This window comes from Amycolatopsis eburnea (assembly GCF_003937945.1).
Classification (GTDB): domain Bacteria; phylum Actinomycetota; class Actinomycetes; order Mycobacteriales; family Pseudonocardiaceae; genus Amycolatopsis; species Amycolatopsis eburnea.
In genome coordinates this window covers 78,317-99,479 of record NZ_RSEC01000039.1, presented here as the reverse complement: position 1 = coordinate 99,479, position 21,163 = coordinate 78,317, and the positions used below count along the sequence as shown (strand labels likewise).

The window sequence follows — 21,163 nt, the reverse complement described above, 5'->3', positions numbered from 1 at the left end:
AAGATGTCCATTTTCGGACAGGTTTGGCTGTGGAGCCTGGCGGCGTTCTTCGTCGGGGTGCTCCTGACCTGGCTGGTGCTCGTGCTGCCGCTCCGCAAGAGCGTCCGCAAGCTCGAGAGCGCGCTGGCCCAGGCCCACGCCGACGCCGCGCGGACGCCCGCGAACGCCGGCGCGGCGGGCACCCAGGTGTTCTCGCGGCCCGAGCCGCGGCCCGAACCGGAGCCGTCGCGCCAGGAGACGTCCTACCCGGGCACCCTGCTCGCGACGCCGCCGATCCACCGGGACGACGTCCACGACGACATCGACCAGGACTTCGCCGAGCTCGACTCCCAGGTCCCGGCGCGGACGCCGCCGGAGCCGGAGCGCGAGGCGGCCCACGAGCCGGAGCCCGCGGACGACGACGACCCGTACCGGGCCGCGGCGACGCAGTTCCTGACGCCGGTCCCCGAGACCGAGCCGGAGCCCTACCGGTCCGCCGCGACCGAGTACCTCGTCCCGGACGACGAGCCCGAGCCCGCCTCCCCGGCGCTCTCGCGCCTCGAGCAGCAGCTCGACCCGGACTCGACGGCGGGCTCGCTGTTCCAGTCGCCGCCGGCGGAGCACCACTCGCCGGACCCGGACTGGTTCGACCACGAGCCGCCCGCCGAGCGGTCGGCGTTCGAGGAGCCGGTCGAGCGCACGCGATACCTCAGCGTGCCCGCGGGTTCCGCGTCGGAGGACGAGCCGGCGGAGACCGAGCCACCGCAGTACGCGTTCGGCGGCGACGAGTCGACCGGCGGCGAGCTCGACGTGCCGCCGGAGACGCCGGCCGAGGCGACCCAGGTGCTGCCGAAGCGGCAGCCGCGCGAGGCGACGGTCCGGGGCGGCTTCGACGCGCCCCAGCCGATCCAGCCGTCGATGCGCACGGTCGAACGGCGCGATCCCGACCTGTCCGGCGGGCACAGCGGCTCGCTGTTCGAGCCGTCGGTGCAGCCGAACCAAGCGGCGGTGTCCGCGCCCGAGCCGCCGCCCGCGCGGCAGGCGGCGGACGACGCGGTCCCGCCCGGCCCGTTCGGCCCCGGCTCCGCGATGCCGCGCCCCGGCGGCGGGGCGCCCAGCGACAGCTTCGCGGTGAAGGCGAGCGTCACGGCCTTGCGGTACTGCACCGAAGAATCCGCGCAGTTCCCGAAGATGGTCGCCGAGGTCTGGTTCCGGACCGCCGAAGACGCCGAGCGCGTCGGGTTCCGCCCGCTCACCTGAGCGCTCAAAAGCCGTGAAGGCCTCCTTACCGGGCAAAAAAGCCGGTAAGGAGGCCTTCACGGCTTTTGCCTAAGCGACGGTCCAGGTGTCCTTGCCGCGCAGGAGGCCCTGCAGGTCCGGCGTGCGGGCCGCGCGGGCCTGCTCGACCTGGGCGCGCGCGCCGTCGTCGTACGTCGGGCGCTCGACCTGGCGGAGGATGCCCGTCGGGACGTGGTTGAGGCTCTGGTCGCCGAGGCGGGACAGCGCGAACGCGTACGACGTGTCGGCGATCGACGGGTCGTGCACGACGATGTTGTCCTCGCCGATGTCCGCGACCTTCGCCACGTCCAGCCCGCCCCAGTCGCCGCGCTTCACGCCGAACTCCTGGTTCGGCCCGAAGCGGATCGGCTCGCCCGCGCGCAGCGGGATCAGGCGGGTGGCGGCCTCGTCGGCGTCCTTGAGGACGTCGAACGCGCCGTCGTTGAAGATCGGGCAGTTCTGGTAGATCTCGACCAGCGCCGACCCGCGGTGCTCCGCCGCGGCCTGCAGGACCTCGGTGAGGCCCTTGCGGTCGGAGTCCAGCGCGCGGCCCACGAACGACGCCTCCGCGCCGATCGCCAGCGAGAGCGGGTTGAACGGCGTGTCCACCGAGCCCATCGGCGTCGACTTCGTGACCATGCCCTGGCCCGACGTCGGCGAGTACTGGCCCTTGGTGAGGCCGTAGATCCGGTTGTTGAACAGCAGGATCTTGATGTTCACGTTGCGGCGCAGCGCGTGGATCAGGTGGTTGCCGCCGATGGACAGCGCGTCGCCGTCACCGGTGACGACCCACACCGACAGGTCCGGCCGCGTGGTGGCCAGCCCGGTCGCGATCGACGGCGCGCGGCCGTGGATCGAGTGCATGCCGTAGGTGTTGAGGTAGTACGGGAAGCGCGACGAGCAGCCGATGCCCGAGATGAACACGATGTTCTCGCGCTTGAGGCCGAGCGTCGGCAGGAACGACTGGACCGCGTTGAGCACGACGTAGTCGCCGCAGCCGGGGCACCAGCGGACTTCCTGGTCGGACTTGTAGTCCTTGGCCTTCTGCGGCTCGTCGGTGGTGGGCACGAGGTCCAGGCCGCCGAGGTTGGGTATCCCCAGATCGATCGCGGTCATTTCGCCGCCTCCGTCGTGACGCTGGTGATGATCTCCGAGAACAGGTTCTGCAGTTCCTCCGCCTTGAACGGCAGCCCGGCGACCTTGGTGTGCGAGTGGACGTCCACGAGGTACTTCGCGCGCAGCAGCAGCGCGAGCTGGCCCAGGTTCATCTCCGGCACCACGACCTTGTCGTAGCTGCGCAGGATGTCGCCGAGGTTGGCGGGCAACGGGTTGAGGTGCCGCAGGTGCGCCTGCGCGATCGGCATCCCGAGCTTGCGCACGCGCCGGCAGGCCGCGCCGATCGGGCCGAACGACGAACCCCAGCCGAGCGCGAGCACGCGGGCCTTGCCGCCGCTCGGGTCGTCGACGACGAGGTCGGGGACGTCGATGCCGTCGACCTTCGCCTGCCGCAGCCGGACCATCTTGTCGTGGTTGTCCGGGTCGTAGGAGATGTGGCCGGTCTTGTCGGCCTTCTCCAGCCCGCCGATGCGGTGCTGCAGACCCGGCGTGCCCGGGATCGCCCACGCGCGGGCGAGGGTCTCGGGATCGCGGACGTACGGCCAGAACTCGCCGGAGTCGTTGTCCGCGTTGGGCTCGGACGCGAATTCGACGCGCAGGTCGGGCAGCGTCTCGACGTCCGGGATCAGCCACGGCTCGGAGCCGTTCGCGATCGCGCCGTCGGAGAGCAGCAGCACCGGCGTGCGGTACTTCAGCGCGATCCGGGTGGCCTCGACGGCCGCGTCGAAGCAGTCCGCGGGGGACAGCGGCGCCACGATCGGGACCGGCGACTCGCCGTTGCGGCCGAACATCGCCTGCAGCAGGTCGGCCTGCTCGGTCTTGGTCGGCAGGCCGGTCGACGGGCCACCGCGCTGGACGTCGATGACCACCAGCGGCAGCTCGACCATCACGCCGAGGCCGACGGCTTCGGACTTCAGCGCGACACCCGGGCCGGACGTCGAGGTGACGCCGAGCGCGCCGCCGTAGGACGCCCCGAGCGCGGCGCCGATGCCGGCGATCTCGTCCTCGGCCTGGAAGGTGATGATGCCGAAGTTCTTGTGCTTGGACAGCTCGTGGAGGATGTCCGAGGCCGGCGTGATCGGGTACGTCCCGAGCAGGATCTGCAGGCCCGAGCGCTGCCCGGCGGCGACGATCCCGTAGGCCAGCGCGGTGTTGCCGGTGATCTGCCGGTAGGTGCCCCGCGCCAGCTTCGCGGGGGCGACCTCGAACGTCGTCGCGAACGACTCGGTCGTCTCGCCGTAGTTCCAGCCCGCGCGGAAGGCCAGGATGTTCGCCTCGGCGATGTCCGGCTTCTTCGCGAACTTCTCGCGCAGGAACCGCTCGGTGCCCTCGGTGGGCCGGTGGTACATCCAGGACAGCAGGCCGAGCGCGAACATGTTCTTGCAGCGCTCGGCGTCCTTCTTGCCGAGGCCGGTGTCCGCGAGCGCGCCCTGGGTCAGTGTCGACATGGCGACCCGGTGCACCTGGTAGCCCTCGAGCGTGTCGTCGTCGAGCGGGTCGGTCGCGTAGCCGACCTTGACCAGGTTGCGCTTGATGAAGTCGTCGGTGTTCAGGATGATCGTCCCGCCCTGCGGGACGTCGCCGAGGTTCGCCTTCAGCGCGGCCGGGTTCATCGCCACGAGCACGTCCGGCCGGTCGCCGGGCGTGAGGATGTCGTAGTCGGCGAAGTGCACCTGGAACGAAGAGACGCCGGGGATGGTGCCCTGCGGGGCGCGGATCTCGGCGGGGAAGTTCGGCATCGTCGACAGGTCGTTGCCGAAGGCGGCGGCTTCGGAGGTGAAGCGGTCACCGGTCAGCTGCATACCGTCACCGGAGTCGCCCGCGAACCGGATGACCACCCGGTCGAGCTTGCTGACCTCGGTCGTCCTGGTCGCGGCGAGCGAGCCGTGACCAGCGCCGTTGCCGTTCGCACTCGTGCTCATGAGTCAGGGAATCCCTCTCTCCCGACGTTGCGGCCGTCGATCGCCTGCCCGGTGTCGCGACAGGCGGATCACCAGGCACTACCACGAGGTTAGCTCGCGCCCGGCGCCCATGTTTCCGCGCGTCCGGGGTCGTTGGCGACCTCTGTTATGCCCTGTCGGTCCTCTGTGCTGGTCCGACAAATACCTGTAACCGATGGTAACGGTTAACTTAGGGGGTCCGTTGTGATGCGCGTCTCGCGGCCCGATGTCCACCTGGTGGGATTCACGAGCGGGACCGGATCCGCGCCCGCATCGCCTCGACCCGCTCGGCGAATTCCGGGGACGCCAGCGACGCCAGCTGCGGCTCGATCTCGACATCGACGGCGTCCGCGTGGGCGCCGAGCGACCCGGTCGTGCGGAGGCTGCGCTTGGTGGCGAGGAGGGCTTCGCGCGGAGCGGCGACCGCGGGGGCGGCGAGCTCGCGGGCGGCGGCGACGAGGTCGCCCTCGACGACCCGCAGCGCCAGCCCGGCGCGCACGGCGGCCTCGGCGTCGAGCGGCTGCCCGAACAACGTCATCGCGGCGGCCTGCTGCGGCCCGGCGATGCGCTGCGTCATCCACGTCATGCCGCCACCCGGGTGCAGCCCGAGCTCGAGGAACCGGGCGACGAACTTCGCCCGCGGCCCGGCGAGCCGCACATCGGCGGCGAGCGCGAGGTTCAGCCCGGCCCCGACGGCCGCCCCACCCACGGCGGCGATGGTCGGCAACGAGCAGCGCGCGACGGCGAGGAAGCCTTCGTAGATGGCCCGCAACCCGGCTTCGTCGGCGTGGCTGAGCGCGGAGAGATCGGCCCCGGCGCAGAAGGCGGGCGGCGTCCCGGTGACGACGACGGCGTGCACGGATTCGTCCCGTTCGGCGGCCTCGACGGCGGCGGCGAGCTGGGCGGACAGGTCGAGGGTCAGCGCGTTGCGGCTGCCGGGCGCGTCGATGGTGAGGAGCGCGACGCCGCCCGCGTGCTCGCTGACGATGCTGTCGGTCATCGGGCCAGGGTATTGGTGGTGCATGGGGGAATTGCTGGTGGTGCTGGTCGGCAACCTGCTGACGATGATCGACATGACGGAGCTGTTCGGCGCCCGCCGCCGACGGGCCAGGGCCGCGGCGTTCGCGCGCGGGGAGCGGGTGTCGGTGCCGTGCGTGCTGCGGTCCGAGGACCTGACGGAGGGCCGGGAGCGCCGCGGCTGGATCGCGGTCGGAGAGGGCGCGGCGACGTGGCGTACGCCGGGCGGGGAGCCGGTGCCGTTCGACCCGGGTGAGCTGACGATGCAGGCGGTCGACCGCCAGGCGGTGACGTTCCACTCGGCGGGAGGGCGGACGGAGCTGCGGCTGCACCCGGACGAGGCTTCGCTGGTGCTGCGGGCGCTGGCGGGCTGAGCGCGGCAAAACTGTCGGCCCCCGCCGATAAGCTTGAAGACGGGGGCCGGAGGCGTCACTCCTCCGGCGTCGGCGGCCGCTCCAGCAGCCGCGAAAGCACCACGGTCGACACCGTCCGGTCCACGATCTCCAACCCCCGCAGCCGCTCCAGCGCCGTCTCCAGGTGGTGGATGTCCGCCGCCCGCAGGTGGACGATCGCGTCCGCCGCGCCCGACACCGTGTACGCCGCCACCACCTCCGGCAGCGGCTCCAGCCGCGCCCGGATGCGCGCCGGGGTGATGTTGCCCTGGCACGTGACCTCGACGAACGCCTCCGTTCCCCAGCCCAGCGCCTCCGGGTCGACCACCGCCGTGAAGCCCCGGAGGATGCCCGTTTCCAGGAGCCGGTCGACCCGCCGCTTCACCGCCGGCGCCGACAGGCCGACCACCTTGCCGATCTCCGCGTAGCTGGAGCGCGCGTTCGCCACGAGACACGAAACGATTCGCTGGTCGATGGTGTTCACACGCAACACTTAGCACAGATGTGCGCAGCGAACAGCGATTGATTGCGGAATTAGGCGCGCCTTACCCTGCAACCATGCAGGAGATGCGTGTACCGACCACCCGTCGATACCTCATGTGCCCGCCGCGCTACTTCGCGGTGGACTACGTGATCAACCCCTGGATGGACCCGACCCAGCCGGTCAGCGCCGACGTCGCCGTCGCGCAGTGGACCGAGCTGCGCGACACCTACCGCCGCCTCGGCCACACCGTCGAGGAGATCGACGCCCAGCCCGGGCTGCCGGACATGGTCTTCGCCGCCAACTCCGGCACCGTCGTCGACGGCCGCGTGCTCGGCTCGCGGTTCCGCGCGCCGCAGCGGGCCGCCGAGGCCGAGCACTTCCGCCGCTGGTTCGTCGAGCACGGCTACCGCGACATCACCATGCCCGAGAAGATCAACGAGGCCGAGGGCGACTTCGCCTGGACCGGTTCCCTGCTGCTCGCCGGCACCGGCTTCCGCACCGACCCGGCCGCGCACGCCGAGGCGCAGGAGGTCCTCGGGGTCCCGGTCGTCTCGCTGCAGCTGGTCGACCCGCGCTACTACCACCTCGACACGGCGCTGTTCGTGCTCGCGGAAGCGACCGACACGACGCGGGCGCAGATCGTCTACTACCCGGAGGCCTTCTCGGCCGGCTCGCGCCGCGTGCTCCAGCGGCTGTTCCCGGACGCCGTGCACGCGACGAAGGAAGACGCCGAATGCTTCGGCCTCAACGGCGTCTCCGACGGCCGCAATGTCGTCCTCCCCGTGGAGGCCACTCGATTGGGTGGCTTGCTTGCGGAGCGTGGTTACGAGCCGGTTTACGTCGACATCTCCGAGCTGCGGAAAGCCGGTGGCGGCCCGAAGTGCTGCACCTTGGAGATTCGCAAGGGGTGAATCCGTCCGGAACCTGTAACTCACCCGTTTGCCACGGCGATTAATCGAAGTAACAAATCGACTACTCGCGGTGGCAGGCGGTGGGAATGGTGGCGGTGGTCCTCGCCGTGCACGGGATAGGCCGGCCGGCTCGCCAGCTCGACCCGGGCGAAGACGAGCGCTGGCTGACCGTCGAGCAGTTCGACGATGTGCTCGACGTCGCCGAGCGGGAGGACGTCCACCTGACCTTCGACGACGGCAACGAGTCCGACGTCGAGATCGCGCTGCCGAGGCTGCTCGACCGCGGGCTCACGGCGGAGTTCTTCCCGCTGGCCGGCCGCCTCGGGCAGCGCGGCTACCTCGACCGCGACGGCCTGCGCGAGCTCGTGCGCGCCGGCATGGAGATCGGGTCGCACGGCTGGGAGCCGCGCGACTGGCGGCGGCTCGACGACCGCCACGCCCGCCGCGAGCTGACCGACGCGCCGAAGCTCCTCGGCGACCTGTGCGGCAAGCCGGTGCGGCGGTACTCGCTGCCGTTCGGCGCCTACGACAAGCGGGTGCTGGAGCGGCTGCGCCAGGCTGGCGCGACGCGGGTCTACTCGAGCGACGGCGGAGCGGTCAGCCGCGACGGCTGGCTGCAGGCCCGCACGGAGCTGCGCCACGACCTCGACGGCGAGTGGCTCGAGGGTGTGCTCGACGGCGGCCACAGGCGGCCGCACTGGGTGACGCGGCTGTTCCGCCGCGGCTGACGCCGGTTTTGTCCGGTCGGCGGACCAGCCGCTTTGCCGATGACCGGAACACGGTCCAGACCACTTTTCCGCAGCTGCGCCCGATGAGCAGCCTTTTCGTCAAATCCGGCCGCATGATGGGAAATTCCCGCACCCGGAGGTCTTGAACCCGGCGCCGCCCGCGGTGCATCCTGGTGCCCCGCCGCCGTAAGGAAAGTTTCCTAACTAAAGGGAGCACCGGAAATGCGGAAACTGATCCTGCTCGCGACCCTGGCGCTGGCCTCGGCCATGATGCCCGCCACGCTCGCCACCGCCGCGCCGGCCGCGCCGGCCACCGTCGAAGCCGGGCCGACGGCGGCCCAGCTGCTGGCCAAGACGACCAGCTGCCACCAGATTTCGAACGGCAAGTACAAGACCGACGAAGACGTCTCGAGCAAGACGGTCGCCGTCTGCGACGCCAACGGCGCCGTGTTCTGGAAAGCCGACATGGACATCGACTGCGACGGCCAGCGCACCACGCAGTGCAACGAAAACACCGACTGCTGCTTCCAGGACGACACCGCGTTCCACCAGTCCGACGGTAAGGCGCTCAACGCCGCGAAGCTGCCCTACATCGTCGTGCCGAGCTCCAGCGGCATCTGGAAGTACACGTCGTCGAAGCTGAAGGGCGGCGGTTCCTGCGCGGTGATCTACAACGGCAAGGTCGAGTACGCCGTCATCGGCGACACCGGCCCGTCGCAGATCATCGGCGAAGCGTCCTACGCGACGGCCAAGGACCTCGGCATCAACCCCGACCCCTCCAACGGCGGCACCGACTCCGGCGTGACGTACATCTGCTTCAAGAACTCGTCCGTTTCGCCGATCGAGAACCACGCCAACGCGATCAGCAAGGGCGAGAGCCTGGCAACGACTTTCGTGAACAGCAACTGAACTCGTGGCGCGCTAACCGTTGCACCTCACGGCAGTCTCACGCTTTACCCCGTTCGCCACCCTCGCGGTAACGATCCAGGGGTGCCCGCCGACCAAGGGATGGGTCGCGCGGGAAAAGCGGAGGTTGTGGCGTGAAGATCAGTGTCTTCGGGCTCGGTTACGTCGGCTGTGTCTCCGCCGCGTGCCTGGCGGGGCAGGGGCACCGGGTGGTCGGCGTGGACGTCAACCCGGTCAAGATCGACCTCATCACGGCAGGCAAGGCGCCGGTGGTCGAGGAGCGGATCGGCGAGCTGACCGCCGAAGTCGTCGCGAGCGGCGCGCTGAGAGCCACGACCGACGTCGCGGAAGCCGTCGCGGACAGCGAAATTTCGCTGGTCTGCGTCGGCACGCCGTCGGCGCCGAACGGCAGCCTCTCGACGGTCTACCTCGAGCGCGTCGCCGAGGAGATCGGCGAGGCGCTCGCGAAGAAGAGCGAGCGGCACACCGTCGTCTTCCGCAGCACGATGCTGCCGGGCACCTGCCTGGACCTGCTGATCCCGATCCTGGAGAAGGCGTCGGGCCGCACCGCGGGTGTCGACTTCGGCGTCGCGGTGAACCCCGAGTTCCTGCGCGAGGGCACCAGCGTCAAGGACTTCTTCGACCCGCCGAAGACGGTCATCGGCGAGATCGACGAAGCCAGCGGCGACGCCGTCGCGGCGCTGTACGAGGGCCTGCCGGGGCCGGTCTTCCGCGTGCCGATCCCGGTCGCGGAAATGACGAAGTACGCCGACAACTCCTTCCACGGCCTGAAGATCGGCTTCGCGAACGAGCTCGGCTCGATCTGCCGGGCGCTGGGCCTCGACTCGCACCAGGTGATCGACGTCTTCCTCGCCGACACCAAGCTCAACGTCAGCCCGGCCTACCTCAAGCCCGGGTTCGCCTTCGGCGGCTCGTGCCTGCCCAAGGACCTGCGCGGGCTGGTCTACGCCGCGCACCGCGCCGACGTCAGCGTGCCGATCCTGTCGCACGTGCTCGCGTCCAACGACGAGCACCTGCAGCGCGCGTTCGACCTGGTCGCGCGCACCGGCAAGCGCAAGGTCGGGCTGTTCGGGCTGTCGTTCAAGCCGGGCACCGACGACCTGCGCGAGTCCCCGCTGGTCGAGCTGGCCGAGAAGCTGCTCGGCAAGGGCTACGACCTCAAGATCTACGACGCGAACGTCAGCCTCTCGCGGCTGATGGGCGCGAACCGCGAATACATCGAGGGCCGGTTGCCGCACCTCGGCCAGCTGCTCGCCGGGTCCGTCGAAGAAGTCGTGGACCACGCCGACGTCCTCGTCGTCGGCTGCAAGGACCCGGACGTGCTGGCGGCCCTGCCGCACGGCGGCGACCGGGTGCTCGTCGACCTCGTCCGCCTGCCCGACGCGGCGACGCGTCGCCTTGAAGAGGGATATGCCGGCCTTGCCTGGTAAAGCGCTCATCCTCGTCGAAAACCTGTCCGTTCCCTTCGACCGGCGGGTCTGGCAGGAGTCCACGACCCTGCGCGACGCCGGGTGGGAAGTCCACGTGATCTGCCCGCAGGGCACGAAACGCGACACCGAGCCCGAAGCCGTCGTCGACGGCGTCCACATCCACCGGTACCCGCTCAAGGCGGCGACCGGCGGGCCCGCGGGCTACCTGCAGGAGTACGGCAGCGCGCTGTGGCACACGCTGCGGCTGGCCCGCAAGGTCGGCCCGGTCGACGTCGTGCACGCCTGCAACCCGCCGGACCTGCTGTACCTGGTCGCGAAGGTGCTGAAGCGCCAAGGCGCGAAGTTCATCTTCGACCAGCACGACCTGTGCCCCGAGCTGTACCTCTCGCGCTTCGACCGCGGCCAGGACCTGCTCTACCGCGGTGTCTGCGCACTCGAACGCGCCACCTACCGCGCCGCCGACGTCGTCATCTCGACGAACGAGAGCTACAAGCAGGTCGCCCGGATCCGCGGCGGCAAGCGGCCCGAGGACGTCTTCGTGGTGCGCAGCGCCCCGGTCGTCGAGCGGTTCAAGGAGGTCCCGGCGGAGCCCGAGCTGAAGCAGGGCAAGCCGTTCATGCTGGCCTACCTCGGCGTGATGGGCCCGCAGGACGGCGTCGACTACGCGTTGCGCGCGCTCGCGAAGCTGCGGGACGAGGTCGGGCGCACCGACTGGCACGCGGTGTTCGTCGGTTCGGGCGACGCCTTCGACGACATGGTCGCGCTCTCGGCGAAGCTCGGGCTGGCCAACCAGGTCGAGTTCACCGGCCGGATCCCCGACGAGGACCTGGTCCGCTACCTCTCGACCGCCGATGTCTGCCTGTCGCCGGACCCGCTGAACCCGCTCAACGACGTCTCCACGATGAACAAGGTCATGGAGTACATGGCGATGAGCAAGCCGATCGTCTCGTTCGAGCTGCGCGAGGCGCGCGTCTCGGCCGGCGACGCGGCGGTGTACGCCCCGGCCAACGACGAGTCGGCGTTCGCGAAGCTCGTCTCCCAGCTGCTCGACGACCCCGAGGAGCGCGTCCGGATGGGCAAGCTGGGGCAGGCGCGGGTCGCGGGCGCGCTCTCGTGGGAGAACTCGGCGAAGAACCTCATCGCCGCGTATGAGCACGCTGTGAAGTCCTGATCGCCGTTCGGTCAAGAACTCACCGGACGTGTAACCAATGCTCCCGGTCCGACGACGGTTCGGGTAACCGGCCGATTCACCGACCCCGTTCGGCGTACCCGTCTCAGGAATGGAGATACCGCCGTTGACTGAAGACACGGTGCGCCTGGCCCTGATCGGGCAGGTCGTCCGACGGCGATGGCGGCTGCTGACCGCCCTCGCCGTCCTGGGCGCCGCGGTCGGTGCCGCGGCGTCGTTCCTGCTCTCGCCGGGTTACCAGACGTCGTCGAGCGTGCTGCTTCAGGGACCGCGGCAGGCCGACGAGCTGCTCACCCAGGCCGAGGTCGCGACCAGCTCGGTCGTCCTCGACCGCGCCGCCGCGCAGCTGGCCTGGCACCCCACCGGCGCCGACCTGAAGAAGCAGGTCAAGACGTCGGTGGCGAACGGCAACGTCGTGACGATCACCGTCTCGGCCGACACCGCCGAGCACGCCCAGCAGCTCGCCGACCAGGTCGCGCAGCAGTTCGTCAAGTACTCCGGGCAGCTGGCCAGCAACTCCGCGGACGCGTCGGTGCAGCTGGCCCAGGAGCAGCGCGAGACGCTGCGCAACCAGGTCAAGCTGACCACCGAGAAGATCAGCGACATCGCCAAGGGCGTCGGTGGTGACCTGACCGTCGAGAGCGTCCAGGTCCGCACCCAGCTCGAAGGGCTGCGGACGTCGCTGGAGCAGGCGATCAACGACCTGAACCAGGCCGACCTCGCCACCGGCATCGGCAACACCGTCGTGATGGGCAGCGCCGAACGCCCGGACGGGGCGGCCGCGCCGACGCTGACGCAGCTCGCCGTCGGCGGCGCGGTGCTGTTCTTCCTCGCCGGCGTCTTCGGCCACCTGTTCAGCGCCCGCGCCGACCGGCGGCTGCGCGGCGAACCGCAGATCGCGTCCGCGCTCGGCGCGCCGATCCTCGCCGGCGTCGACGTCACGACGCCGCAGGGCGACCAGCTCCCGGCGACCGGCTTCGCCGGCAAGGTGCGGCGGCTGCTCGGCGGCGACCGGCCGTGGGTGCTGCCGCCGGTGGCGACCTCGGCCGACGAGGTCAACCGCGACATCCGCTACCGGCGGGTGCTGGCCCGGCTGTCCACCGGCCCCGCCGACGTCCTGCTCCTGGTCGGCGACGACGACGAGACCGGCCGCCTGGCCGCGCAGCAGCTCGCCCGGCTGGCCGACCGGCTGTCCGTGCCGCTGCGCGTCTTCGAGTTCTCGCCCGCGCGGCCGACCGTGCCGGACGCCGGTCCCGACTCCGGCGTCCTGGTCGTCCTCGGCGCCGGCACCCGCACCGCGTGGGAGCTGGTCCGGCTCGCCGAGGCCTGCGCCGACGCCGGCCAGGAGATCGTCGGCGCCGTCCTGACCCACCCCGTCCGGCCGGCTGAGCCGGCGAAGAAGCCCGAACCCGTGGCGGAAGCCCCCGAGAAAGCCCTGGCAGGTTCGGCGTGACGACTACCTCCGAGACCCCGGCCGCGCCGCTGGTCGACCTCCAGCGCCTCTTCGTCGCGATCCGCCGCCGCAAGCGCGTCTGGCTCGCCACCGCGCTGCTCGGGCTGATCGCCGGCGCGGCGGTCGCGATCGTGCTGCCGGCCCCGCCGACCGCGGTGACCAAGGTGATCGTCGTCCACCAGGACGACTCGCCGACCGACAGCGGCACGCTCATGCGCACCGACGTCGCCGTGCTGCAGACCACGCAGATCGCCCAAGGCGCGCTGAAGAAGCTGGGCAGCACCGAAGCGCCCGAAGAGTTCATGAAGAACTACGCGGGACTGGGCCTGACGAACAACGTCCTGCAGATCACCGTCAAGGCCAAGAGCGGCGAAGAGGCCGTGGCGCAGGCGCAGGCGCTGGCCGACACGTTCATCGCCGACCACGTCCAGCGCAGCCAGGCCGCGGCGGCCGCGCAGTCCAAGGCCATCCTCGACCAGCGCAAGAACGCCCAGGACGAGCTGGCCAAGGTCGACCAGCAGATCGCCGACGAGACCGGCAAGGGCCGCAACGCCAACGCCAGCACCCTCGAAGGCCTCTACGGCCGCCGGGCGGCGCTCGCGTCGCAGATCTCCGACTTCGACTCCCGCGCCCAGCAGGCCGGCATCGGCAGCCCGCAGGTCGCCGCGGGCACCCAGATCGTCGACGCGCCCCGCGTGCTGCCGAAGGCGTTCCTCAAGACCACCGCGACCAACGCCGGCATCGGGTTCGCGCTCGGCCTGGCACTCGGGCTCGCGCTCGTCGCGGTCGGCGCGGTGTCGCGCGACCGGCCGGTGCTGCGCCGGGAGATCTCGGCGCACCTCGGCGCGTCCGTGCTCGCCCAGCTGCCGTCGAAGCGACGCGGCCTGGCGAGGGTGTGGCAGCGCTCGCGGGTGGTGTCCGAACGCGAGCGCGTCGCCACGACGCTGGCGCGCGTGGTCAAGAAGGACCCGCGCGGGGTGTCGGTGCTCGAGCTCGGCGCGCCGAAGGTCGCCGCCGCGCTCGCCCTCGACATCGCCGGGCAGCTGGCGGACGGCGGCCGCGCGAGCGTCGTCGACGACCTGCCCGGCGAGGACGTCCGCAAGCTGGCGGCGGAGGCCAAGAGCGACGTCCCGGTGCTCGGCGCCGGTGACGCCGCCGCCGAGCCGGGCGAGCGCCGCATCGGCGTCGGCACGGTCGCGCCCGGCACGGCGTGGACCGACCTGGAACACCTCGGCAAGGAGACCGTGCTGGTCGTCAAGGCCGGGCACGCCAACACGCTCTGGCTGCACACCGTCGCGCGGCAGCTCGCCGACCAGCGCATCCCGATCATCGGCGTGGTGCTGGTCGACCCGGACCCGCGGGACAAGTCCGACGGCACGCTGTGGGACGGCCTGCACACGGCGTTGCGCGGCCGCGCCGGGCACGCGCCCGCCGCGCCCGCCGTCCCGGTCGAGCAGGAAGACCGCCTGGACGAGCTGGCCGCCCGGATCGCCGAGCGCGTCGCCAGGACCGAGCCGCCGACCCGCCGGTTCACCCCGGTCCGGCCGGTGCTCCCGCCGGCGCTCGCCACCCCCCAACCGCCGGCGGCGCCGCTGCCGGCCCCCGGCTCCGTCAGCGTCCCGGACCACCTGGACGCCCCGACGAAGAAGTTCGCCCCGGTCAAGCCCCCGAAGCGGCCGACGCCGTTCAAGCGCGACCACGGCGAACCCGCCCACACGGGCGAGCTGAACGCCGAACTCGAGCCAGAAAAGAGCGCGGAGGTCTCCTGACCCGCGCCGCGACACAAGGGGAGCCCACTCGAGATGTGCGGCATCGCAGGCACCTACCTCTGGCCGGACGGCGGGCCGCTGACCGACCGGCTGACCAAGACACTGGCCCACCGCGGGCCGGACGGCTCCGGCCGGTACGACCACGCCGCCGGCGCCGGCTCCGTCCACTTGGGACACCGCAGGCTGTCGATCATCGACCTGTCGGAAACCGGCGCGCAGCCGATGGTCCTCGACGGCCTGGCGCTGAGCTACAACGGCGAGCTGTACAACGCGCCGGAGCTGCGGGCCGAGCTGGAAGCCGCCGGCGTGCGCTTCCGCGGCACGTCCGACACCGAGGTGCTGTTGCAGGCGTGGCGGCGCTGGGGCACCGACTGCCTGCCGAAGCTGCGCGGGATGTTCGCCTTCGCCATGTTCGAAGAGGGCACCGGCGAGTTGTTCCTGGTGCGCGACCAGCTGGGCATCAAGCCGCTGTTCTTCGTGCGGCGGGGCGGCGGCGTCGCGTTCGCCTCGGAGCTGAAAGCCCTCGCGGGTGAGCTGGGCGGGTCGCTGCAGGTCGACAGCGGGGCGCTGATCGCGTCGCTGCTCTACTACTGGGTGCCGGACAGCCGGTGCGCCTACCAGGGCGCGGAGAAGCTGCAGCCGGGCACGTGGCTGCGTTGCCGCCCGGACGGCCAGGTCGACCGCGGCCGGTTCTGGTCGCTGCGGGAGGTCGCCGAGGAGGGCGCCGCCTTCGACGGCGAGGTCGACCTGCACGAGGTCATCGCGGAGTCGACGGCCAAGCACCTGCTCTCGGACGTCCCGGTGGCGACGTTCCTCTCCGGCGGGCTGGACTCCAGCTACCTGACGGCGCTGGCCGCGCGCTCGCAGCCGGGCATTTCGGCCTACACCATCGGTTTCCGCGCCGAAGACGCCAAGTTCGAGGCCATGCCGGACGACCTGCGCTATGCGCGGATCGTGGCGGAGAAGTTCGGCGTCGACCTGCACGAGATCGAGATCGCGCCGCAGGTGCTCGACCTGCTGCCGAAGATGACCTACCACCTCGACGAGCCGATCGGCGACCCGGCGGCGATCAACTCGTTCCTGATCTGCTCGGCCGCGCGCGAGGCCGGCGTCAAGGTGATGCTGTCCGGGATGGGCGCCGACGAGCTGTTCGCCGGCTACCGCAAGCACCTCGCGAACCTGATCGCGCTGCGCTACCACAAGGTGCCGGGCGCGGTGCGCAAGCCGGTCGAGTCCCTGGTGGACCGGCTGCCGGTGGCGTCGGCCAAGCGCGGGTACCGGTCGGTGCGGTTCGCGAAGCGGTTCCTGTCCTTCGCGGGCCTGCCCGAGGAGACGGCGTTCCGGCGCAGCTACACGATGTACGACCGCGCGGAGCTGCTCGACCTGGTCAACCCGGACCTGGCGGCCGACGTCGACGCGGTTTTGACCGAGCACGCGGACACCTACCACGACCAGGCGCTGGACGACTTCGTCAACCGCATGTGCCTGGCCGACTCGCGGCTGTTCCTGCCCGGGCTGAACCTGACCTACACCGACCGCTCGACGATGGCGGCGTCCACCGAGGTGCGCACGCCGTTCGTCGACGTCGAGGTCGTGCGGGCGGCGTTCAAGATCCCCGGGAACAAGAAGATCGTCGGCCGCGCGGGCAAGGTCGCGCTGAAGAACGCCGCGCTGAACATCCTGCCCAGCGAGATCGTGCACCGGCCGAAGGGCCTGTTCAGCGCGCCGCTGCGGGCGTGGATGAGCCGCGACCTGGCGCCGCTGGTGCGCGAAGTCGTCAACGAGGGCGTGCTCGTTTCGTCGGGTTTCCTGCAGCGCGAGGCGTTGCAGCGCATGGTCGCCGAGGACGCCGCCGGCCAGGAAGACCGCGGCAAGCACCTCTGGCACGTCTTGACCCTCGAGTACTGGTACCGGAACGCGATGTCTGGAGCGGGAGCGAAGTGAAGCAGGTAGTCCAGAACTACAAGAGCGGGGAACTGGCGCTCCTCGAGGTCCCCGAGCCCGCCTGCAAGCCGGGTGGCGTGCTGGTGCGGACGGTGTACTCGCTGATCTCGACCGGCACCGAGATGATGAAGGTGTCCGAGGCCAGCATGTCGCTCGTGGGCAAGGCGAAGGCCCGGCCCGACCAGGTCGCGAAGGTGATGCAGAGCGTCGCCACCAACGGGCTTTCCGCGACCTACCGCAAGGTGACGTCCAAACTGGACTCCTACACCCCGCTCGGCTACTCGCTGTGCGGCATCGTCGAGCAGGTCGGCGCCGGCATCACCGACGTGAAGGTCGGCGACCTCGTCGCCTGCGCGGGCAACGAGCACGCCCTGCACGCCGAGCTGAACTGGGTGCCCAAGAACCTCTACTCGCCGGTGCCCACCGGCGTCGACCCGCGCCACGCGGCGTTCGGCACCGTCGGGTCCATCGCGATGCAGGGTGTCCGCCGCGGCGAACCGCAGATCGGCGACGTCGCGCTGGTGATCGGGCTCGGCCTGATCGGCCAGCTGGTCGTGCAGCTGCTGACGTCGTCCGGCGTGCGCGTGGTCGGCGTCGACCCCGACCCGGAGCGCTGCAAGCTCGCCGAGAGCCTCGGCGCGCTGACCTGCGCGCACCCGGCGTCCGGCATCGTCGACAACGCCGTGGCCGAGCTGACCCACGGCGCGGGCGTCGACCAGACGTACCTGGCGGCCGGCGGCAACACGAACGACCCGGTCGAGCTGGCCGCGAAGCTGTCGCGCGACCGCGGCCGCGTGATCGACATCGGCAAGTGCAAGCTCGACCTGCCGTGGAACGCCTACTACGAGAAGGAACTGGACGTCCGGTTCTCACGGTCGTACGGGCCGGGCCGCTACGACCCGTCGTACGAGCTGGAGGGGCGGGACTACCCGATCGGCCAGGTCCGCTGGACCGAGCGCCGCAACCTCGAGTGCGTCCTCGACCTGATCGCACGCGACCGCCTGGACGTCGAGCCGCTGATCACGCACGTCTCGGACTTCTCCGACGCGGTCTCGACGTACCAGTCGCTGAACGACGGGTCGCTCAAGGCGGTCGCGGTGCTGTTCCGCTACCAGGACGCGGTCGCCAGGACGGAGCCGGTCGTGACGTCCGCGCGGGTCGGCGTGGCTTCGTCGCCCGCGGCCGCGTTGCCGGCCGGGCAGCCCGTCCGGCTGGGCTTCATCGGGGCGGGCAACTACGCGTCGTCGATGCTGCTGCCGCACCTGGTCGAGCGCACCGACGTCCAGCTCAAGCACGTCGCGACGACGTCGGCGCTGTCCGGCGCCAACGCCCGCCGCAAGTTCGGCTTCGCCGAGGCGTCCACCGACATCGACAACGTTCTCGGCGACTCCTCGATCGACGCGGTCTTCGTGGTGACGCGGCACAGCTCGCACGCCGAGCTGACGCGCCAGGCGCTGCTGGCGGGCAAGACGGTGTTCGTCGAGAAGCCGCTGGCGCTGTCCGAGCAGGAGCTGCAGAAGGTCCTCGACGCGATCGAGGAGTCCGGCAACGACCGCCTCCAGGTCGGCTTCAACCGCCGCTTCGCGCCGTTGCTGCACGAAGCCAGGGCCCAGTTCGGCCCCCGCGTCGGCCCGGCGACGGTCCGCTACCTGGTCAACGCGGGCCGCCTCGACCACGGCAGCTGGTACAACCAGACGGACTCGGAAGGCTCCCGTTTCGTGGGCGAGGGCGGCCACTTCATCGACACGGTGAGCTGGCTCCTCGACGCCGACCCGGTATCGGTGTACGCGACCGGAGACCTCCAGGTGACCCTGGGCTACGCGGACGGCTCGACGGCGGTGATCACCTACGCCGAGACGGGCTCCTCGGGCTTCCCGAAAGAAACCCTGGACCTGACGGCCGACGGCAAGGTCCTGAAGTTCGACGACTTCGTCCGCGCCTCGGTGTACTCGCGCAAGAAGTGGGCGAGCTCCCGCATCCCGAAGGGCCGCGACAAGGGCCAGGCCGCCGAGGTCGACGCCTTCCTGACCGCGGTCCGCACGGGTGCGCCGATGCCGATCTCGGTCGAGTCCTTGGCCGCGACGACCCTGGCGACGCTGGCCGCGCAGTCGAGCGCCGCGAACGCGGCACCGGTGCGGATCGAGCTGCCGCGGAAGACGGGCGCCCCGGCATGACGCCCTCGCCGGAAGCGGACCGCGCCTCCGCGAGCGACCACCTCGCCGAAGCGGCGGCTCACGTGCCCGAGCGTGATCGGCGGCAGGGCGGGCGAGGTGCCGCCGTCGTGGCCTCCGGCTGCCACTCACCGGGATCGGCCAGCCTCCGGACTGCCGTGCGGAAGCTGCCGGGCGTGGCGGCGGGACAGCTGCGGATCGCGGTGGGCGTGGCGTCGGAGTGGCTGCGGACGGCGGTGGGCGTGGCGTCGGAACGGCCGCGGATCGCGGCGGGCGTGGCGTCGGCGCGGTTGTCGACGGCAGTCGTGCGGGAGCTGCCGGGCGCGGCGCCGGCGGCAGCCGTGCGAGGGCCGGCGGGCGTGGCGTCGGAGCGGCTGCGGACCGCGGGGGTCCGGCCGTGATGGGCCCCGGCTGGTACCTGCGCCGGCTGTCCCGGATGGGGCCGGCGGAGGTCATCGGCCGCGCGCGGCACGCCGTCGTCCAGCGGCAATGGCGGTCTGCCTTGCCGGCGGCGCCCGACTGGCCGTCGCACCCGCGGTTCACCGCGACGCTGCCGCCGGGCGTGCTGGGCAAGGTGTCCGCCGAGGCGGTGTCGCGGCTCCTGGCCACCGCCGACGAGCTGATGGCGGGCCGCGCCGAGTACTTCGGCGTGGTGCGCACGGACATGGTGTCGCCGGACTGGTTCCTCGACCCGAAGACCGGCCGCCGCGCGCCTTCGGACCGGTACGCGTTCGACGTCCCGTACCGGTCGGAGGACGAGGTCGGCGACATCAAGCAGATCTGGGAGCCGTCGCGCCACCAGCACCTGACCGTGCTGGCCGCGGCGTACGCCTTGACCGGCACCCCGGCGTACGCCACGCGCGTGGCCGCGCACCTGCGTTCGTGGTGGGCGGAGAACCCGCCGTTGCAGGGCCCGCACTGGGTGAGCGGCATCGAGCTCGGCATCCGGCTGCTGTCGTGGGTTTGGACGCGCCGCCTGCTCGACGGCTGGGCGGGCGCGCCGGAGCTGTTCGAGGACAACCCGGACTTCCAGCTCCAGCTGTGGCACCACCAGAACTGGCTCGCGACCCTGCGCAGCCACGGCTCGTCGGCCAACAACCACGTGATCGCCGAGGACGCCGGCCTGCTGGCCGCGGCGTGCGCGTTCGGCTGGTTCCCGGAGTCGGCGGCCTGGCGGGCTTCGGCGACGCGTTCGCTGGACGTCCAGCTCGGCCGCAACACGTTCCCGTCCGGGTTGAACGCCGAACTGGCCTCGGAGTACCACGGCCTGGTCCTGGAGCTGGGCCTCGCGGCCGCGCTCGAGGCCGACACGGCGGGCGCGCCGGTGCCGGATTCGACGTGGGACGTCCTGCTCCGGATGACCGACGCTCTGGCGTCCATTGTGGACAACAGGGTGCACCCCCCGCGCCAGGGCGACGCCGACGACGGCTTCGGCCTGATCGTCGACGGCGAGGGAACGAACCGCTGGGCCTCGCTCCTGGCGTCCGGCGAGGTTCTGTTCGGCCGCCTGGACTGGTGGCCGGCGGCCCCGGGCGACGACGTCCGCACGCCGCTGCTGGCGTCGCTCGCCACGCGCACCCCGCGGGCGTCCGGCGTCCGCTCCGGTCGCCGTCCGGCGCACCTGCGCGACGCGGGGATGACGATCTTGCGGTCGGGCCGCGTGTGGGCCCGCTGCGACGGCGGCCCCCACGGCTTCCTGTCGATCGCGGCCCACGCCCACGCGGACGCCCTGTCGGTGGAGGTCCGCCACGACGGCGTGGAGATCCTGGCCGACCCGGGCACGTTCTGCTACCACGGCGAGCCCCAGTGGCGGTCGTACTTCCGCTCGACGCTCGGCCACAACACCCTGGAACTCAACGCCCGCGACCAGTCCGTCTCGGGCGGCCCGTTCCTGTGGACCCGGCACGCGGTGACGAAGGTCCTCGACGTCCGCACCCCGCCCGGCGGCCCGTCGCACTGGTCGGCCGCCCACGACGGCTACGCGCCGGCGGTCCACCGCCGCACGGTCGAGCTGGACGGCGAAGTGCTGACGATCGTCGACGAAGTCCTGGGCGAAGCGGGTTCGGCGGGCCGGTTGGCGTTCCACCTGGGCCCCGAGGTGACGGTCGTGCTCGACGGGACGGCGGCGCACCTCCGCTGGCCCGCCCCCGACGCGCTGACCACGGCGGCGGAAGGTCGGTCCGGTGCCGCGTCCGCCTCCTCCGGCGACGAACTCGAACCGGTCGCCGGCCGGGTGTCCGGGTCCCTCGCCGGTGGCGGAGTGCGGACCGCTGTGCTCGAGTTGCCACCCGAGCTGTCCTGGAGCGCCCACCGCGGTGAGGTCGAGCCGCCGCTCGGCTGGTACTCCGCGGGCTTCGGCCGGAAGGAACCCTCGACCACCCTCGTCGGCTCCGGGACGCCCGGACACCTCACCACCCTGCTCCGCTTCAGTTAGG

17 protein-coding genes are annotated in these 21,163 nt (G+C 71.5%); 13 read left to right on the top strand and 4 right to left on the bottom strand.

Going from position 1 to position 21,163, the window contains the following annotated elements; translation table 11 throughout:
• The first annotated feature begins 3 nt into the window (after positions 1–3).
• Positions 4–1,239, top strand: a complete 1,236-nt coding sequence (locus EIY87_RS19400) for a sunset domain-containing protein (RefSeq protein WP_125310146.1) — start codon at positions 4–6, stop codon at positions 1,237–1,239.
• A 69-nt stretch (positions 1,240–1,308) separates the two neighbouring features.
• Here EIY87_RS19400 and EIY87_RS19395 read toward each other — a convergent pair whose 3' ends face one another.
• The 3 genes from EIY87_RS19395 to EIY87_RS19385 form a co-directional block, all read right to left on the bottom strand.
• Positions 1,309–2,373: a 2-oxoacid:ferredoxin oxidoreductase subunit beta gene (locus EIY87_RS19395; protein ID WP_125310143.1), complete on the bottom strand. Its 1,065-nt coding sequence runs from the start codon at positions 2,371–2,373 to the stop codon at positions 1,309–1,311.
• Positions 2,370–4,295 carry a 2-oxoacid:acceptor oxidoreductase subunit alpha gene (locus EIY87_RS19390; RefSeq protein ID WP_125310140.1) on the bottom strand — a complete coding sequence of 642 codons (1,926 nt, stop codon included), beginning with the start codon at positions 4,293–4,295 and terminating at the stop codon, positions 2,370–2,372. Before EIY87_RS19390 ends, EIY87_RS19395 begins: the two co-directional genes overlap by 4 nt.
• Positions 4,296–4,557: 262 nt before the next feature.
• On the bottom strand, positions 4,558–5,313 hold the full coding sequence (locus tag EIY87_RS19385) for an enoyl-CoA hydratase (protein WP_125310138.1): 756 nt from the start codon (positions 5,311–5,313) through the stop codon (positions 4,558–4,560).
• A gap of 22 nt (positions 5,314–5,335) precedes the next feature.
• Between EIY87_RS19385 and EIY87_RS19380 the strand changes: the two genes are divergently transcribed.
• Positions 5,336–5,704: a hypothetical protein gene (locus tag EIY87_RS19380; RefSeq protein WP_125310135.1), complete on the top strand. Its 369-nt coding sequence runs from the start codon at positions 5,336–5,338 to the stop codon at positions 5,702–5,704.
• A 55-nt stretch (positions 5,705–5,759) separates the two neighbouring features.
• Here EIY87_RS19380 and EIY87_RS19375 read toward each other — a convergent pair whose 3' ends face one another.
• Positions 5,760–6,206, bottom strand: coding sequence for an Lrp/AsnC family transcriptional regulator (locus EIY87_RS19375; protein ID WP_026468878.1), 447 nt, complete (start codon positions 6,204–6,206; stop codon positions 5,760–5,762).
• 83 nt (positions 6,207–6,289) lie between these two features.
• Here EIY87_RS19375 and ddaH point away from each other — a divergent pair, with 83 nt between their 5' ends.
• The 11 genes from ddaH to EIY87_RS19320 all read left to right on the top strand — a co-directional run bounded on the left by ddaH (position 6,290) and on the right by EIY87_RS19320 (position 21,162).
• Positions 6,290–7,117 carry a dimethylargininase gene (gene ddaH, locus EIY87_RS19370; protein WP_404800066.1) on the top strand — a complete coding sequence of 276 codons (828 nt, stop codon included), beginning with the start codon at positions 6,290–6,292 and terminating at the stop codon, positions 7,115–7,117.
• Positions 7,118–7,203: 86 nt separating this feature from the next.
• Positions 7,204–7,845, top strand: a complete 642-nt coding sequence (locus EIY87_RS19365; protein WP_191984188.1) for a polysaccharide deacetylase family protein — start codon at positions 7,204–7,206, stop codon at positions 7,843–7,845.
• 222 nt (positions 7,846–8,067) lie between these two features.
• Positions 8,068–8,754 carry a glycoside hydrolase family 75 protein gene (locus EIY87_RS19360; protein ID WP_125310131.1) on the top strand — a complete coding sequence of 229 codons (687 nt, stop codon included), beginning with the start codon at positions 8,068–8,070 and terminating at the stop codon, positions 8,752–8,754.
• Between the two features lie 131 nt (positions 8,755–8,885).
• The gene (locus tag EIY87_RS19355; RefSeq protein WP_125310128.1) at positions 8,886–10,202 is read left to right on the top strand and encodes a nucleotide sugar dehydrogenase; all 1,317 of its coding nucleotides are present in this window, start codon (positions 8,886–8,888) and stop codon (positions 10,200–10,202) included.
• The gene (locus tag EIY87_RS19350) at positions 10,183–11,373 is read left to right on the top strand and encodes a glycosyltransferase family 4 protein (protein ID WP_125310126.1); all 1,191 of its coding nucleotides are present in this window, start codon (positions 10,183–10,185) and stop codon (positions 11,371–11,373) included. Before EIY87_RS19355 ends, EIY87_RS19350 begins: the two co-directional genes overlap by 20 nt.
• 109 nt (positions 11,374–11,482) lie before the next feature.
• Positions 11,483–12,844: a GumC domain-containing protein gene (locus tag EIY87_RS19345; protein WP_191984175.1), complete on the top strand. Its 1,362-nt coding sequence runs from the start codon at positions 11,483–11,485 to the stop codon at positions 12,842–12,844.
• Complete coding sequence (locus EIY87_RS19340; protein WP_125310122.1) at positions 12,841–14,613, top strand: Wzz/FepE/Etk N-terminal domain-containing protein; 1,773 nt, start codon at positions 12,841–12,843, stop codon at positions 14,611–14,613. The genes EIY87_RS19345 and EIY87_RS19340 overlap by 4 nt, the downstream gene beginning before the upstream one ends.
• 33 nt (positions 14,614–14,646) lie before the next feature.
• Positions 14,647–16,557 carry an asparagine synthase (glutamine-hydrolyzing) gene (gene asnB, locus EIY87_RS19335; RefSeq protein ID WP_125310120.1) on the top strand — a complete coding sequence of 637 codons (1,911 nt, stop codon included), beginning with the start codon at positions 14,647–14,649 and terminating at the stop codon, positions 16,555–16,557.
• The gene (locus EIY87_RS19330; RefSeq protein ID WP_125310118.1) at positions 16,554–18,731 is read left to right on the top strand and encodes a bi-domain-containing oxidoreductase; all 2,178 of its coding nucleotides are present in this window, start codon (positions 16,554–16,556) and stop codon (positions 18,729–18,731) included. The genes asnB and EIY87_RS19330 overlap by 4 nt, the downstream gene beginning before the upstream one ends.
• A gap of 155 nt (positions 18,732–18,886) precedes the next feature.
• Entirely contained in the window at positions 18,887–19,129 is a 243-nt protein-coding gene (locus EIY87_RS19325; RefSeq protein WP_125310116.1) for a hypothetical protein, read from the top strand.
• On the top strand, positions 19,129–21,162 hold the full coding sequence (locus EIY87_RS19320) for a heparinase II/III family protein (RefSeq protein ID WP_191984174.1): 2,034 nt from the start codon (positions 19,129–19,131) through the stop codon (positions 21,160–21,162). The genes EIY87_RS19325 and EIY87_RS19320 overlap by 1 nt, the downstream gene beginning before the upstream one ends.
• The last annotated feature ends 1 nt before the right edge of the window (position 21,163 follow it).

Bases quoted from the DNA above. Each gene is read 5' to 3' on its own strand.
- EIY87_RS19350 (WP_125310126.1), top strand. From the start codon at position 10,183: ATGCCGGCCTTGCCTGGTAAAGCGCTCATCCTCGTCGAAAACCTGTCC.
- ddaH (WP_404800066.1), top strand. From the start codon at position 6,290: ATGCGTGTACCGACCACCCGTCGATACCTCATGTGCCCGCCGCGCTAC.
- EIY87_RS19390 (WP_125310140.1), bottom strand. From the start codon at position 4,295: ATGAGCACGAGTGCGAACGGCAACGGCGCTGGTCACGGCTCGCTCGCC.
- EIY87_RS19345 (WP_191984175.1), top strand. From the start codon at position 11,483: ATGGAGATACCGCCGTTGACTGAAGACACGGTGCGCCTGGCCCTGATC.
- asnB (WP_125310120.1), top strand. From the start codon at position 14,647: ATGTGCGGCATCGCAGGCACCTACCTCTGGCCGGACGGCGGGCCGCTG.
- EIY87_RS19385 (WP_125310138.1), bottom strand. From the start codon at position 5,313: ATGACCGACAGCATCGTCAGCGAGCACGCGGGCGGCGTCGCGCTCCTC.
- EIY87_RS19400 (WP_125310146.1), top strand. From the start codon at position 4: ATGTCCATTTTCGGACAGGTTTGGCTGTGGAGCCTGGCGGCGTTCTTC.
- EIY87_RS19320 (WP_191984174.1), top strand. From the start codon at position 19,129: ATGGGCCCCGGCTGGTACCTGCGCCGGCTGTCCCGGATGGGGCCGGCG.
- EIY87_RS19380 (WP_125310135.1), top strand. From the start codon at position 5,336: ATGGGGGAATTGCTGGTGGTGCTGGTCGGCAACCTGCTGACGATGATC.
- EIY87_RS19395 (WP_125310143.1), bottom strand. From the start codon at position 2,373: ATGACCGCGATCGATCTGGGGATACCCAACCTCGGCGGCCTGGACCTC.
- EIY87_RS19365 (WP_191984188.1), top strand. From the start codon at position 7,204: ATGGTGGCGGTGGTCCTCGCCGTGCACGGGATAGGCCGGCCGGCTCGC.
- EIY87_RS19360 (WP_125310131.1), top strand. From the start codon at position 8,068: ATGCGGAAACTGATCCTGCTCGCGACCCTGGCGCTGGCCTCGGCCATG.